General features: G+C 38.1%; 12 protein-coding genes. 4 read left to right on the top strand and 8 right to left on the bottom strand.

The genetic code is table 11. The features are described from left to right. Positions 1–46: 46 nt before the first annotated feature. The 4 genes from H9N25_RS24020 to H9N25_RS24005 all read right to left on the bottom strand — a co-directional run bounded on the left by H9N25_RS24020 (position 47) and on the right by H9N25_RS24005 (position 5,752). Positions 47–1,564 (bottom strand): GH3 auxin-responsive promoter family protein, encoded by a 1,518-nt coding sequence (locus H9N25_RS24020; RefSeq protein WP_167296554.1) that lies wholly within the window; start codon positions 1,562–1,564, stop codon positions 47–49. Between the two features lie 158 nt (positions 1,565–1,722). Then, the gene (gene lptB / locus H9N25_RS24015; RefSeq protein WP_057931148.1) at positions 1,723–2,463 is read right to left on the bottom strand and encodes an LPS export ABC transporter ATP-binding protein; all 741 of its coding nucleotides are present in this window, start codon (positions 2,461–2,463) and stop codon (positions 1,723–1,725) included. 88 nt (positions 2,464–2,551) lie between these two features. After that, a complete protein-coding gene (recJ, locus tag H9N25_RS24010) occupies positions 2,552–4,252 on the bottom strand; it encodes a single-stranded-DNA-specific exonuclease RecJ (RefSeq protein WP_190327487.1) in 1,701 nt (566 codons plus the stop codon). A gap of 174 nt (positions 4,253–4,426) precedes the next feature. Further along, on the bottom strand, positions 4,427–5,752 hold the full coding sequence (locus tag H9N25_RS24005) for a sulfatase-like hydrolase/transferase (protein WP_190327486.1): 1,326 nt from the start codon (positions 5,750–5,752) through the stop codon (positions 4,427–4,429). Positions 5,753–5,864: 112 nt separating this feature from the next. On the opposite strand from H9N25_RS24005, the gene H9N25_RS24000 reads away from it, so the two are divergent. Then, on the top strand, positions 5,865–6,632 hold the full coding sequence (locus H9N25_RS24000) for an MBL fold metallo-hydrolase (protein WP_190327485.1): 768 nt from the start codon (positions 5,865–5,867) through the stop codon (positions 6,630–6,632). Between the two features lie 245 nt (positions 6,633–6,877). On the opposite strand, the gene H9N25_RS23995 is transcribed toward H9N25_RS24000, so the two are convergent. Next, on the bottom strand, positions 6,878–7,465 hold the full coding sequence (locus tag H9N25_RS23995) for a YceI family protein (RefSeq protein ID WP_167296551.1): 588 nt from the start codon (positions 7,463–7,465) through the stop codon (positions 6,878–6,880). Positions 7,466–7,786: 321 nt separating this feature from the next. On the opposite strand from H9N25_RS23995, the gene H9N25_RS23990 reads away from it, so the two are divergent. The 3 genes from H9N25_RS23990 (at position 7,787) to H9N25_RS23980 (ending at position 9,190) form a co-directional block, all read left to right on the top strand. Next, on the top strand, positions 7,787–8,236 hold the full coding sequence (locus tag H9N25_RS23990) for a hypothetical protein (protein ID WP_190327484.1): 450 nt from the start codon (positions 7,787–7,789) through the stop codon (positions 8,234–8,236). Positions 8,237–8,549: 313 nt separating this feature from the next. Next, the gene (locus H9N25_RS23985; RefSeq protein ID WP_190327483.1) at positions 8,550–8,765 is read left to right on the top strand and encodes a hypothetical protein; all 216 of its coding nucleotides are present in this window, start codon (positions 8,550–8,552) and stop codon (positions 8,763–8,765) included. A 107-nt stretch (positions 8,766–8,872) separates the two neighbouring features. Then, on the top strand, positions 8,873–9,190 hold the full coding sequence (locus tag H9N25_RS23980) for an eCIS core domain-containing protein (protein ID WP_190327482.1): 318 nt from the start codon (positions 8,873–8,875) through the stop codon (positions 9,188–9,190). A gap of 310 nt (positions 9,191–9,500) precedes the next feature. On the opposite strand, the gene gcvP is transcribed toward H9N25_RS23980, so the two are convergent. The 3 genes from gcvP to H9N25_RS23965 form a co-directional block, all read right to left on the bottom strand. Further along, complete coding sequence (gcvP, locus tag H9N25_RS23975) at positions 9,501–12,377, bottom strand: aminomethyl-transferring glycine dehydrogenase (RefSeq protein ID WP_190327481.1); 2,877 nt, start codon at positions 12,375–12,377, stop codon at positions 9,501–9,503. 368 nt (positions 12,378–12,745) lie between these two features. Continuing rightward, a complete protein-coding gene (locus H9N25_RS23970) occupies positions 12,746–13,309 on the bottom strand; it encodes a hypothetical protein (protein ID WP_190327480.1) in 564 nt (187 codons plus the stop codon). 200 nt (positions 13,310–13,509) lie between these two features. Beyond that, on the bottom strand, positions 13,510–14,400 hold the full coding sequence (locus tag H9N25_RS23965; RefSeq protein WP_190327479.1) for an EamA family transporter: 891 nt from the start codon (positions 14,398–14,400) through the stop codon (positions 13,510–13,512). Positions 14,401–14,437 lie beyond the last annotated feature (37 nt).

Here is a 14,437-nt window from a genome sequence, read left to right as displayed (position 1 = left end):
TCTTCGACAGGCTCAGACTGACATGCCTAAATGAGATTTATTAAATTTAAGAAGACTTCATCATCTCCAAAATATCATCAACATATTTCCGCTCATTAGCCAGGCGTGGCACTTTATGCTGCCCGCCGAGTTTATCTTTTGCCTTTAGCCAATTATAAAAAGTATTGGCAGGTGCATTATGCACTTTAGGACGGGCCAAAGCCATATCTTTAAAACGTTTGGCATCGTAATCAGAGTTAACCTCACGTAAGGTCTGATCCATTACATCAACAAATTTTTCAAAATCATTGGGTTGCTTATCGAATTCGATAATCCATTCGTGCCCACCCGCTTTTTCATCTTTAAAGTAAATCGGTCCGGCGGTATAATCTTTTATTTCGGCACCGGTTTCCTGGCAAGCTTTGGTTAAGGCCTGTTCTGCATTGTCTATAATCACTTCTTCGCCAAAGGCATTGATAAAATGTTTGGTACGTCCGGTAATTTTAATGCGGTAGGGAGAAAGTGAAGTAAATTGAATGGTATCGCCGATCATATAACGCCATAAGCCACCATTTGTAGAGATTACGATAGCATAATTTTTATGCAGTTCTACTTCGCCCAACAATAGTGCTTTAGGATTTTCTTCACAGATATACTCCATCGGCACAAACTCATAGAAAATACCATAATCGAGCATCAGCAACATTTCTTCTGAGTTATCCTGATCCTGAATGCCGAAAAACCCTTCGGATGCATTATAAGTTTCCAGATAATACATCTCAGCAGATGGGATGAGCTGTTTAAACTGTTCACGATAAGGTGCGAAGTTTACCGCACCATGGATATACAATTCGAGATTTGGCCAAACTTCCAATAAATTCTGTTTCCCGGTAAGTTCGAGCACCTTTTTGGCCAGTACCATGGTCCAGGTTGGTACGCCAGAAATGCTGGTTACGTTTTCAGTGATGGTGGCCTCGGCCATTCTATCCATCTTGATTTCGTAATTATCCATTAAAGCGATAGACATATCAGGCGTGCGGTAATATTCGGCCCAGATTGGCAGATTTTTGATCAGTACCGCCGATAAATCACCATAGAAACAATCTTCGTTTAACTGATTAACCTGGTGGCTTCCCCCTAAAACCAAACCTTTTCCGGTAAACATCTGGTTATCGGGGCGGTTATTGCAGTAGATAGAAAGCATATCCTTGCCGCCTTTAAAGTGGCATTCTTCCAATGATTCTGGAGAAACGGGGATAAATTTACTTCTGTCGCTTGTGGTACCCGATGATTTTGCAAACCATTTGATATCAGAAGGCCATAGAATATTCTGTTCGCCATTAAGCATACGCTCAATGTAAGGCTTTAGAGTATCGTAGTTTTGGATCGGAACACGCTCCTTGTATTGTTGTGGAGTTAAAATGGTTTTATAATCGTACAGTTTGCCCCATTCGGTATTTTCTGCACTATCAATCAAATTATGGAACCACTCTTCCTGAACATCGTATGGATATTTCATAAAAAGCTCGATCTGGTGGATCCGCTTTTTCATTAACCAGGTAAAAATTGAATTTACAATTGCCATATTAAAAAATAAACAGCTGATTTTTACCACAGATGTTGACAGATAAACACGGATGTTGTTGTTTTTGTTGCAACAATAATCTGCCCTCTTTACCTGAAATAGTTTTAGCTGAGTTTATCATCTTTATTTTCGAAACCTGTGATAAGAACTGGTTAATATTAAACATCAAATTTCTTACGTTTCAGCACAAAGTTCGATCCAAGATAAACTTTTCTTACCATCTCGTTCTCGGCAAGCACTTCGGGAACCCCCTGTTCTAGAATTTTACCTTCAAAAAGCAGATAAGCCCTATCGGTAATCGAAAGTGTTTCTTGTACGTTGTGATCGGTAATTAAGATTCCTATATTTTTATGTTTCAGTTTGGCAACAATACTCTGGATTTCCTCTACCGCAATTGGATCTACACCAGCAAAAGGTTCGTCCAATAAAATAAAATTGGGATTGGCAGCTAAAGCACGGGCAATTTCGGTACGGCGACGTTCTCCACCTGATAATAAATCGCCACGGTTTTTACGCACTTTATGTAAACTAAACTCGTTGATTAGTTCTTCAAGTTTATCACGTTGTTCTTCCTTGGTCAATTTGCTCATTTCTAAAATGGCCAGGATATTATCCTCAACAGTAAGTTTTCTAAAAACCGATGCTTCCTGAGCCAAATAGCCGATGCCTTTTTGTGCCCTGCGGTACATCGGATCTTCTGTAATGTCTTCTTCCTCTAAAAAGATACGCCCCTCATTTGGTTTGATCAGTCCCACAATCATGTAAAATGATGTTGTTTTTCCAGCCCCATTAGGACCTAAAAGACCAACAATTTCCCCCTGACTTACGTTAAAGGAAACATTGTTTACAACAGTACGCTGTTTATATTTTTTAACGAGATTTTCGGCTCTTAATATCATATATCGATTCATCCGTCATCCTGAATTTATTTCAGGATCTTCAATTTTAGATGCTGAATCAAGTTCAGCATGACGATTTATTTTATAGTTAATTAACTTTTATTCCTTTAATGTTTAACTGCAAACGTTTCTTATCTCTCCATACGTTTTCTTCTAACGTATAACAAATTGAAAATGGCACTTTTGGTTGTAAAAGATTTTGAAATTCGGCCAACCCGAATGCAATGCCTTCAAAAATAGGCGAATTTTGTTGTTTTATATTAATTTTTAAATGATTTTGACCAACTGCCATGGCATGTTGTGCGAGATATACATTATGGGTAACAAATATAGGCGCCATATTTTCAGGACCAAATGGTCCCATTTGTGATAAAACCCGATAGAATTTACCATCTATCTGCGCCAGTTCGATTTCAGCATCAATCCTGATCATCGGTGTAAGTAGCTCTTCCGTAATACTTGCCGATACAATTTCTTCAAATTTTTTGGCAAAGGCATCTACATTATGTTGCTGCATAGTTAGCCCTGCAGCAAATTTATGCCCGCCATATTGATCCAATAAATCTGCGCAACCGCTTAAAGCTTCGTATAAGTCAAAACCAACTACCGATCGGCAAGAACCTGCTACATGTCCGTTAGACTTTGTTAATACAATTGTTGGACGATAATATTTTTCAGTTAAGCGCGATGCTACGATTCCGATTACGCCTTTATGCCAGTTTTCGTTAAATACAACAGTCGTTTTTTTATTGATCAGGATATCACTTTCGCCAATTAAAGCCAAGGCCTCGCGGGTAATGTCCTGATCGTAAGTTTTACGCTCAGTATTTTTAAGGTTTATTAGTTCGCTTTGCTCTAGTGCGTTTCCATCTACCTGGCAAAGTAACATGGCAACCGCATGTTTGGCATGGTCTATCCTTCCGGCGGCATTAATGCGTGGGCCTAAGGTAAAAACTACATCGGTAATGCTATAGTTTTCGGTTTTACCCGAAACTTCCATTAGGGCACGCAAACCTTCGCAAGGGTTGGTATTTAATTTTTTTAAACCGTAATAGGCTAAAATTCGGTTTTCGCCAACAACAGGAACAATATCGGCAGCGATGCTCACCATCACCAGATCTAAATATCGCAGGTAAGTTTCTTTGGGGAGCTGATGTTTTTGAGCATAGGCCTGCGCTAGTTTAAAACCAATGCCACAACCGGCAAGCTCTTTAAAAGGATATACGCAATCTGAGCGTTTAGGGTCTAAAATAGCAATGGCCTGAGGCAATACATCCCCTGGTAAGTGGTGATCACAGATAATAAAATCAACACCCAGTGTATTGGCATAATCGATTTTATCAACTGACTTTATACCACAATCTAACGCTATAATCAGAGAGAATCCATTTTCACTCGCATAATCAATACCTGCAGTAGAAATACCATAGCCCTCTAAGTAGCGATCTGGAATGTAATATTCTATATTTTCGGTAAGCTGCGAAAAGAAACTAAAGGCCAGTGCCACCGATGTTGTACCATCTACATCATAATCGCCGTAGATCAGTATTTTTTCCTGCGTGGCCAGAGCCGTTTCGATACGGGCAATAGCAACATCCATATCCTTCATTAAAAAAGGATTATGGAGATGATCAAGATCTGGTCTAAAGAAATCTTTCGCCTGATCAAAATCGCAAATATTCCGCTGCACAAGTATCTGTGCAAGTGAGCGATCTATGTTGAGTTGTTCTGCTATTTTAATTACCGTGGCATCATTACAATCCGATGCCAGCACCCATCTTTTTTCCATTTAATTCTGTCTCCGAACAGTAAATATACATTTTAATTGGATATGGTAGCAATCCTAACTCGGGTTGTTTCCCACAGATTTTGCAGAAAAGGCACATAGATTATTGGAACTTAAATAAATCCCATTAAATCTGCGGAAAAAAATTAATAAAGCCACTAAGAACTAAAATCAAATTTATTTAGAGTCCCCGGGATAGGCCTGATAAAGTTTCATCAAATGTGCTTTCTGATTGGCATATTTTGCATCATCAATTAAGTTTACCCGCTCTGCCGGATCCCATGATAAATTGTAAAGCTCGCTCAGCTCCTTATCATCCTTTTTAGTAATCCTCAATTTCCAATCGCCATCTTTTACACCTTCTAAAACATAATTATGATAGTAGATTGGGCGGTGCTTTTTATGATCATTTTTGTTGGTTAACAAACCAGAGATAGACTCGCCATCATATACTTTCTGCGGAAGTTTAGTCTTGGTCCATTCGGCCAACGTAGGAAAAACATCGAGATTAGAAATGGGTTTGGTTAACTGGGTATTGTTAAGCGTATGACCTTTCCAATAAACAATAAACGGCACACGGTGACCACCTTCATAGGAGATGCCTTTAGATCCCCTAAAAATTCCTGCAGAACCTACATGGTAAAATTTGGTAAAACCATCATCGTACATGCGCTGTGGTGCATTAATCCATGGGCCATTATCACTGGTAAAGATGAAAATGGTGTTATCGGCCTGGCCAGAAGCAACTACCTGTTTCCATATTTCCGCTAAACCTGCGTCTATATCTTCGATCACATCGCCCAATTCGCCTCCTGCAGAAGGTCTTTTTCTACTTTTTTGCGCGGCAAAAGCAACAGGCAAATGAGGCATATTTTGCGCTAAATAAAGAAAAAACGGTTTCTTCTCCGCGACACTTTTTTTAATAAATTTAATCGATTCTCGAGTATAAGAACTAGTTAAAATGCTATCGTGTGGTTTATAAATTTCTGGTTTGGTATTTCTGAAAATCTTGATTGTGGTATCGGTTTTTACATAAGGTGCTCTATAATCGTGGCTATATAAAAGGCCGTAAAATTCATCAAAACCTTTTTTATTTGGCAACGATACCCCATAGTCGCCCAAATGCCATTTGCCAACCAAGGCAGTGGCATAACCCGATTGTTTAAGCAGCTGTGCAATGGTAATTTCATCTTCGGGTATTCCGCGTTTATCGCCCGGACCAATAGGCCATGGTAAATCCATCCTGCTGCAATACCTACCTGTTAGTAACGATGCCCTTGAGGGTGTACAGGTTGGCGAGGTAGTTACAAAGTTTGTGGCTTTTATTCCTTTCGCTGCCATTCCATCCAAAAACGGTGTTTTTATCAACGGACTTCCATAACATGAAATATCGGCATAGCCCATATCATCTGCTAATACAATAATTACATTTGGTTTTTGCTGTGCTTTTAACGATGTAGAAAAACTGATAGCCAGCAGCAGAATTAAGATTCGAAGATTCATGCTTGAAATTTAAGCATCATATTTTACAAAAAAAGGAAGTATCCAAGCTTTTACTAAAACAAATACTCAATTTTAGATTGTTACCTTTGTACAAACATTAAAGATTTACATTTTGCAAGTTTACACCTTATTCGAAGGAACCTATTCTGTTGATGCAACAAAGAAATTTGTGCCTTTCGACCCAGCTATACACAGTTATAAAGACAGGCCCGCATCGCTATTTATCAATGTTCAGCCATTTTTAGTTGAATTAAAGAATGATCTGATTCTTTTTGATACGGGTTTAGGATTTAGTGATGACCATGGGGAGCTGATTTTACATAAAAACATCCGCAATGCAGGTTTCGATCCAACCGATGTAACCAAGGTTTTAATGTCGCACTTACATTACGACCACTCAGGCGGTATGATCCACAAACAAGGCAACAACAAAGTGGAATTAAGTTTCCCCGATGCAGAGTATGTTATTAACCGAGGCGAATGGGAAACGGCTTTTAGCAGCACTTCTTCTTCTTACCATAGCGATATTTTCGATTTTGTGCAGCGCAACGCACAATTAAGATTTGTAGAGGGCGATGGCGCATTGGATGAAACCATTACTTACGAATTTACAGGAGCACACTGCCCTAACCACCAGGTTTTCCTTTTAACCGAAGGCAAACAGAAAGTATTTTTTGGTGGCGATGTATTGCCAGAACCTGAAGAACTGGTTAAAAACTTTATTGCCAAATACGATTTCGACGGTCGCAAAGCGATGGAATTAAGAAAAGAATTTGGAAAAAGAGCCGCAGAAGAAAACTGGGAATGTTTGTTTTACCATGGTAAAAGTGCCGCAACAGGATTTGTAGATGAAGTTGAAGGTGGGTTTAAGATAAGATAAGTCTACCCGTTTTTTACCGCAAATTACGCAAAGAGGAAACGCAAAGTACGCAGAGTTTCTTTTTACCACAAAGATTACAGAGCTGGGTGCTTATAACTATAAAGCCTCTGTTTTCCTCTGTGTAAAACTCAATGCACTCTGCGGTAAAAGCTTAGCGCTCTTTGCGTAAAACTCTGCATACTTTGCGGTTAAACAAAAAAAGCCCAGACGAAAGTCGAGGCTTCTATTTTCCGAGACTGGAAAAATTATTTTTTAGCTACCAATTTAACAGCTAACTCGAAGTTATCATCAATTGCTTTGTCGCCAATGCTATCGAAGAATGATTTAGAACCATATTTGATGTCATATTTAGTTCTATCAACAACGATTTTACCAGCTAAAGCCGAAACTGTACCATCTGCATTAACGGTTACGGTTGCAGGGAAGCTCAATGGTTTAGTAATACCTTTGATGGTTAAATTACCTGTTACAGTTACGTTTGAACCTGAACCAGCAACTTTAGTAATTACGAAAGTTGAAGTTGGGAATTTAGCTGTACCGAAGAAATCGTCTGCTTTTAAGTGACCTTCTAATTTTGCGCTGCCATCAGCATCTTTAATTGAAGCCATATCAATTACAAATGTACCACCAGTTACACTTTTACCATTAACGGCTAAAGTACCTGATTGTAAAGCTACAGTTCCGTTGTGAGAACCTGTTACTTTTTTACCAACCCAAGTAATGGTCGATTTTGCTGCATCTACAGTATAAGTTACTGGTTTAGTTGGGTTTTTAAAAGCTGACAATGCTACTACTGCCACTAATAAAAAAATTGAGCTAATTTTTAATTTCATTTTCTGGTTTTTTTAAAATTTGATACAAATATAGATGAACTCCCGATCTCTTGTTGTTGACCTATGTTAAGTTTTTCAAAAATAATCGGATTTATCTAAAATCATTCTATTGACTGTAGAATTGTAACAAAGGTTTAATTTGTTTACTTTTTTATGTGAATTTGCACTAAAAGTGGAGGATAAAAGATTTAAAGCATAGGGTTTCCTTACCATTGTTTAAAAAATGCAAATATTTACTACTTACCTATCATGCTTAATTTTATTTTATAATATTCATAGAAAAAATAATATTATATATTTAGAAAATAATATTAAACGCTTATGAAAAATAGAATTTACGCCTCGTTATATTTATTCAGCTTATTATTTATTGCAACAGGCTGTAATTTCAACAGTACATATTTAAACCGCGAGGAAGATAAAAAAGAAGGGGAGAAAGTAGCCGAACAGTTTTACGCTTTACTTCAGCAAAAAGATTTGAAAAAATTAAGTCCGATCCTTAGCAATCAATTTAAAGCAGTAACCAGCACACAAAAGTTAAATGACTATTTAACCGGAACTGTAAACAAGTTAGGCGAAATAAAAAGCAAAAAATTAGATCACTGGGAAACGAAAGTAATCAGAGGCTCAAATCCATCTGCAAATTATGTACTATATTATGTGGTAGAAAGGGCAAAATTTCAGGCAAAAGAAACCGTTACCTTAACCGCAGAAAACGATCAGATTAAAGTTTTAGGTTATAATGTTAATTCTGAAGGTTTATTCAAATAGGAACGCCGCTTATGTGTTTTTCTAGTGTAACCTTAATTAATAGCCTATTCTGAATAATGGCTAGGATAAAAGATACCTGGTAAAAGTTAATATCCTACAATGAAAAGCAAACAATTTTATTTTCAATAATGTTAATTTTTCTTTTAGCAGGATGTAGTAAAAGAGTAATTTAATCTAAAGAAGATCGGATTGATAAATATTACAAACGGGGCTTTGTGGTTAAACTAAATGATGTCATAATCAATCCAGAATTTTATTTTTTAGATAGGAATAACATTAAAAAACGATTCTTTTAAAACGTCAGAAAACTATTTTGGTTAACCAAAATGATACTGCTAGAAAGTATATAGAACTTGCCAAAATGGTTACAGAAGTAAATTCTACAAAAGAGATTAAAATGATTGTTATAAATGGCATTCCATTTTCAACTGATAACTTCAACGAAATTAAAATTGAAAAGAATAGCATCAAAAATATTCATCATTTAAAGATTGACAGTCTCGGTATTCAATTTTGTTATGGTGCATGAGGTGATATCTTATTGATACGTACTAACTAGAATCTGTTAATTCAATTAATGACGTTTGCTCCTGTTCTTATTGGTGATAGCAACCATTTATTTTATAAATTTATACCATGGCTAAGAAAAATTTACCCGATAATTTAAAAAATGGCATTGAAGCACTTTCGGGCATTTCGATGGATAATGTTCGTGTTCATTTCAATTCTGATAAACCTGCACAATTAGCTGCTTCGACCTATGCACAAGGCGCGGATATTCACATAGCTCAAGACCAAGAAGAACATTTACCACATGAGGCATGGCATGTAGTAGAACAAAAACAAGGTCGGGTTAAAGCAACAGTACAATTAAAATCTGACACAATTGTTAATGACGATGCTGGTTTAGAAAAAGAAGCAGATGAAATGGGGTCAAAAGCGGCTAAATTATAATTAAATAAAGCAACAGCTTAGTTAAATGCCCTTCCTCCATCCCTAAACCTAAGAGACAGCAGCTAAAATCCTTTTTTGTTTACACTTACAGTAAAAAATTGTTTCGTCGTGGCTCCTCGCAATGGCGATAATAAGGTATCCACAAAACAAAAAAATGAAACGAATGACAGGACCACAGCCGCCGATGAAAACCGACACTCATTTCCAAAAAAAATCTGCAAGTTTTATGAAATGAATCCATAAAACTTGCAGATGATTTATCTAAATAGATTGCCACGTAGTTCCTCCTCGCAATGACGAGAAAGGCAAACTACGGAACGATCTCTTCTAAATAACTCTCAATCGGCGGACAAGCACAGATTAAAGCCCTATCGCCATGGCTATCATTAACACGACCAACTGATGGCCAGAACTTGCGCTCTAACACATAAGGAAGTGGGAATGCAGCAGTTTGACGGCTATAAGCATGATCCCATTCGTTAGCCGTAATTACCGAAACCGTATGTGGAGCATTCTTTAATGGGTTATCAACTTTATCGAAAGTACCGTTTTCTACCGAAGTAATCTCGTTTTTAATGGCGATCAAAGCATCACAGAAACGGTCTAACTCGTGTTTAGGTTCTGATTCTGTAGGCTCAACCATCAAAGTGCCGGCAACCGGGAATGAAACGGTTGGCGCGTGGAAACCGTAGTCCATTAAACGTTTTGCAATATCTGTAACTTCGATTCCGAAAGCTTTGAACGAACGGCAATCTAAAATCATCTCGTGTGCGCAACGACCCTGAGCGCCTGAATAAAGCACCGGATAGTGTTGTTCTAAACGCGCTTTCATATAGTTAGCGTTTAAAATGGCATATTTAGTAGCATTAGTTAATCCTTCAGCACCCATCATGGCGATGTATGCATGAGAGATAATCAAGATCGAAGCCGAACCCCAAGGTGCAGATGAAACGGCAGAAATAGATTTTCCTTTGTCGATATCAACCACAGCATGGCCTGGAAGATAAGGTACCAGGTGTTTGGCCACACCGATAGGGCCCATACCCGGACCACCACCGCCGTGAGGGATACAGAAAGTTTTGTGCAGGTTTAAGTGACAAACATCGGCACCGATATTGGCCGGACTAGTTAATCCAACCTGTGCATTCATGTTTGCACCATCCATATAAACCTGTCCACCGTTAGCGTGGATGGTTTCGCAGATTTCGATAATACTTTCTTCGAATACACCGTGAGTTGATGGATAAGTTACCATTAAACACGATAGGTTGTCTTTATGTAATTCTGCTTTTGCTTTTAAATCTTCAACATCAATGTTACCGTTTTCTAAAGATTTAACCACCACAATTTTCATATCAGCCATTGCTGCAGAAGCAGGGTTAGTTCCGTGCGCTGAAGCAGGAATTAACGCTACGTTACGGTGGAAATCGCCTCTATCGTGGTGATAAGCACGGATAACCATTAAACCAGCGTATTCGCCCTGAGCACCAGCATTTGGCTGTAAACTCATGGCTGCAAAACCAGTAATTTCGCTTAACCATTTATCAAGCTCGTTGAAAACCGAATAGTAGCCCAATACCTGATCTGCAGGTGCAAATGGGTGGATGCGACCGAAGTGAGACCAGGTAACTGGGATCATTTCTGCGGTAGCATTTAATTTCATGGTACAGCTACCCAAAGCAATCATCGAATGGCAAAGCGATAAATCTTTTGCTTCCAATGATTTGATATAACGCAACATTTCATGTTCTGAATGGTGCGAGTTAAAAATTGGGTGTGTTAAATAAGCTGAAGTACGTTGTAAAGCAGTCGGGATAACGGTTTCTACATTTTCGACCACTTCAACCTGATCGGCAGCGATAGCTTTAACTTTTGCAAAGATTTTAGCAATTAAAGCCACATCTTCGAAAGTGCTGGTTTCGTCGAATGAAATAGTTACAACATTACCAACATAGTTTAAGTTGATTTCGTTATCGATACACGCTGAGTGGATACCACCTTTTAAATCGCCTAAATCGAAACGGATAGTATCGAAGTAAGCAGAATTTAACTGCTCAAAACCTAAACCTTTTAAGGTAGAGGCTAAACTGATGGCCAAACCGTGTGTACGTTCTGCAATTGCTTTTAATCCTTTCGGACCGTGATAAGCAGCATAAAAACCAGCCATAATAGCTAATAATGCCTGTGCAGTACAAATGTTTGATGTTGCTTTATCTCTACGGATGTGCTGCTCGCGGGTTTGCAAAGCCATACGCAAAGCGTAATCGCCATGGCTATCGATGGTTACACCAATAATACGGCCTGGGATATTACGTTTATATTCTTCTTTAGTGGCAAAAAATGCTGCGTGCGGTCCACCAAAGCCCATTGGGATACCTAAACGTTGTGTAGTACCTACTACAACATCAGCCCCCCACTCGCCCGGAGGCGTTAATAAGGTTAAGCTTAAAATATCGGCAACAACCGTTAATTTAATGTTTAAATTGTGTAATTCAGCAGCAAAGTTTTTGTAATCGAAAACCTCACCGTTGCCTGCAGGATACTGAACAATAGCACCAAAGAAATCTTCAGTAGCTACGAAATCCAAATGACTGCCGATAACCAGTTCGATACCGTAAGGATTGGCACGTGTTTTTAAGATATCGATCGTTTGAGGGAACAGTAATTCCGAAACGAAGAATTTTTTAGCCGCCTGATTTTTACGCAAGCTGTACTGCATAAACATGGCCTCGGCAGCAGCAGTACCTTCATCCAATAAAGATGCATTGGCAATTTCCATTCCGGTTAAATCGATAACCATAGTTTGGAAATTTAACAAAGCCTGTAAACGGCCCTGTGCAATCTCTGCCTGGTAAGGCGTATATTGTGTGTACCATCCCGGGTTTTCAAATACGTTACGTAAAATTACCCCCGGTGTAATAGTATCATAATAACCTTGACCGATAAAGCTTTTGAAAACTTTATTCAACAATGAAGTTTGTTTTAAAGCACCAAGATATTCAGTTTCAGATTTCGCTGCAGGCAAATTTAAAGGTTGTTTTAACCTAATTGCTGTCGGAACAGTTTGTTCAATCAGCTCATCAATAGAATTTACGCCAACAGTTTGCAACATTTCGGCTGTATCAGCCTGATTAGGAGCAATATGACGATTTTGAAAATCTTCCTTGTAGTGGATATTTAAGCTCATGCGGTATGAATAATAAATTTGCGTGCAAAGGTAGCAAAAATGAAGCTGTATTTCACTATTAATCAGTGTAAAAAAGGCGTCTTATTTATGCTTAAAAGCGACAAAATAGGTAGATTTTATGAGCAAAAGGAAAGACAAACGTTTGTTCAATTTTTAACAAATAAGCGATTATTTGGAAAGCAATGGTTGTGCTAAAATTTAAGTTTGTTCCCGTCATACGTTTCAATCTTTTTGTTACTTCCTGTAATGCTGAGTTAATGCCAACAAAAAGGATTTTCGCTACCACGGATTTAAAAATGTCGGGTACTACAAGAAACATAGGTTGAAAAGCGCAATTAGGTATACGCTTTTATCTTTAGTCTTTCAACCTATTTCTGCACCTTCCAACCTTCATCTTTACTCAACTTTAATTTATAAGTCTTGGTAATGAAATTGCTGTTTTTATTGGCATCCTTATCAAATGGTTCGAAATCGGTTGTATTCATTTTAAGTGATACAGTAACTTTTGCAGTGCTCGAGTTTACCTGAGAAAAATCTACAGGCTTTTCATCGGCTAAAACATATTCTACAACTTTCACTGTTGCTTTATCACCATCCTGCTTTAAAACCAATGGGCTTGCTTTGTCGGTTAAGGTAATCTGGTAAACGAAACTGCTATCTTTTGAAAGGAACTTTTTTTTAGCCGCTTTCAAATCCAATGTCACCAAGCCTCTACTTGCTAAAGTTTTATATTTACCAAGTTCAAACATATCGTTTGTGCTGTTAAATTTTATTTCCCCGAAGTTGAAACGTGTAGTTTTATATTCAGGGTTAGCTTTTAAATAATTGGTGATTACCTCTCCGGCCTCATCCTGATTGATGGTGGTTTTGGTTTTACATCCGGCTAAGCCAATGATGATAAAGGACAAAATATAAATAGTAAGTTTTTTCATGTGTAAATGCTTTAAGCTTTTTAAAGATATTTAATTTTAGTTTAACCGCAAAGAACGCAAAGTTTATTAATCTTTAAGGCTTAAACCACAAAGGCGCTAAGAACGCTAAATTTGCATTCAAGGCACAACAATAAATTTCAAAAGCCCTGTTTTGCGTCCTCTGCATCTTCACGCTGTTTCCTCTGCGGTAAAAAACTAGATTAATCTCGCTTTAAATATTTCAGATTTGGCAAAACCATTGCCGATAATATCACCACTACCCCAACCCACCTTAAAAACGATACTTGTTCCTGCAGCACAAAACCCGCCATCATTACGGCAACAGGCAATTCTGCAGCACTTAAAATAGAACTAATGGCCGTTCCTATTCTCGGCACGCCTTCGGCATAAAATAATGGCGGAATAACCGTACCAAAAACCGAGATAATCAATCCCCATTTCAATAAACTTCCGCCCAAGGCACCATTAAACAAAAATACTGGCGGGAAGATAATGAAGATCAATATACAGGCACCGGTAATCATTAAGGCACTTTTTTGCAATGGAGCATATTCATTTCCAATCCGGCCACTCAGCAGTAAAAAGCCTGCATAAGAAATTGCAGCCAATAAACCGAAACCAATTCCTTTTAAATCCATGCTTTTGATACTTGTTTCCGCCATTCCGCTGGCTAAAACAGTTCCACCTAATACCAATAAGATTGCCAAGAGCTGCAAGCCTGTGGGCTTCTTTTTAAAGATGAGGTATTCTATTAAAATACTTATCCAGATAAACTGCATCAATAAAATAATAGCAACAGAGTTAGGTACAAGTTTTACGCATTGATAGTAAAAAATACTGACCAGACCTGTACAGGCGCCTGAAATTATCATTAGCCACCAGGGTGTTTTAGCAGGCAGCGCTTTAGCTTTGTAAGTTGCGGTTCTACTTTGGAAGAAAAATAATACCCATAAAATTACGGCCCCAAAAAAAGCCTGAGCGCCTGTAACATCGCCTAAAGTATAACCTTCATGGTAAGCGAGTTTAACAAAAGTAGAGAGGATACCAAAACTACAGGCACCGAAAAAAACAAGGAGAATTCCTTTTAACATAAATTTTAATATTTAACCGCAAAGGACACAGAGCATT

The organism is Pedobacter riviphilus (genome assembly GCF_014692875.1).
Taxonomy (GTDB): domain Bacteria; phylum Bacteroidota; class Bacteroidia; order Sphingobacteriales; family Sphingobacteriaceae; genus Pedobacter; species Pedobacter riviphilus.
Note: the sequence above shows the minus strand (reverse complement) of the source record. Positions and strands in the feature narration are given on the sequence as shown.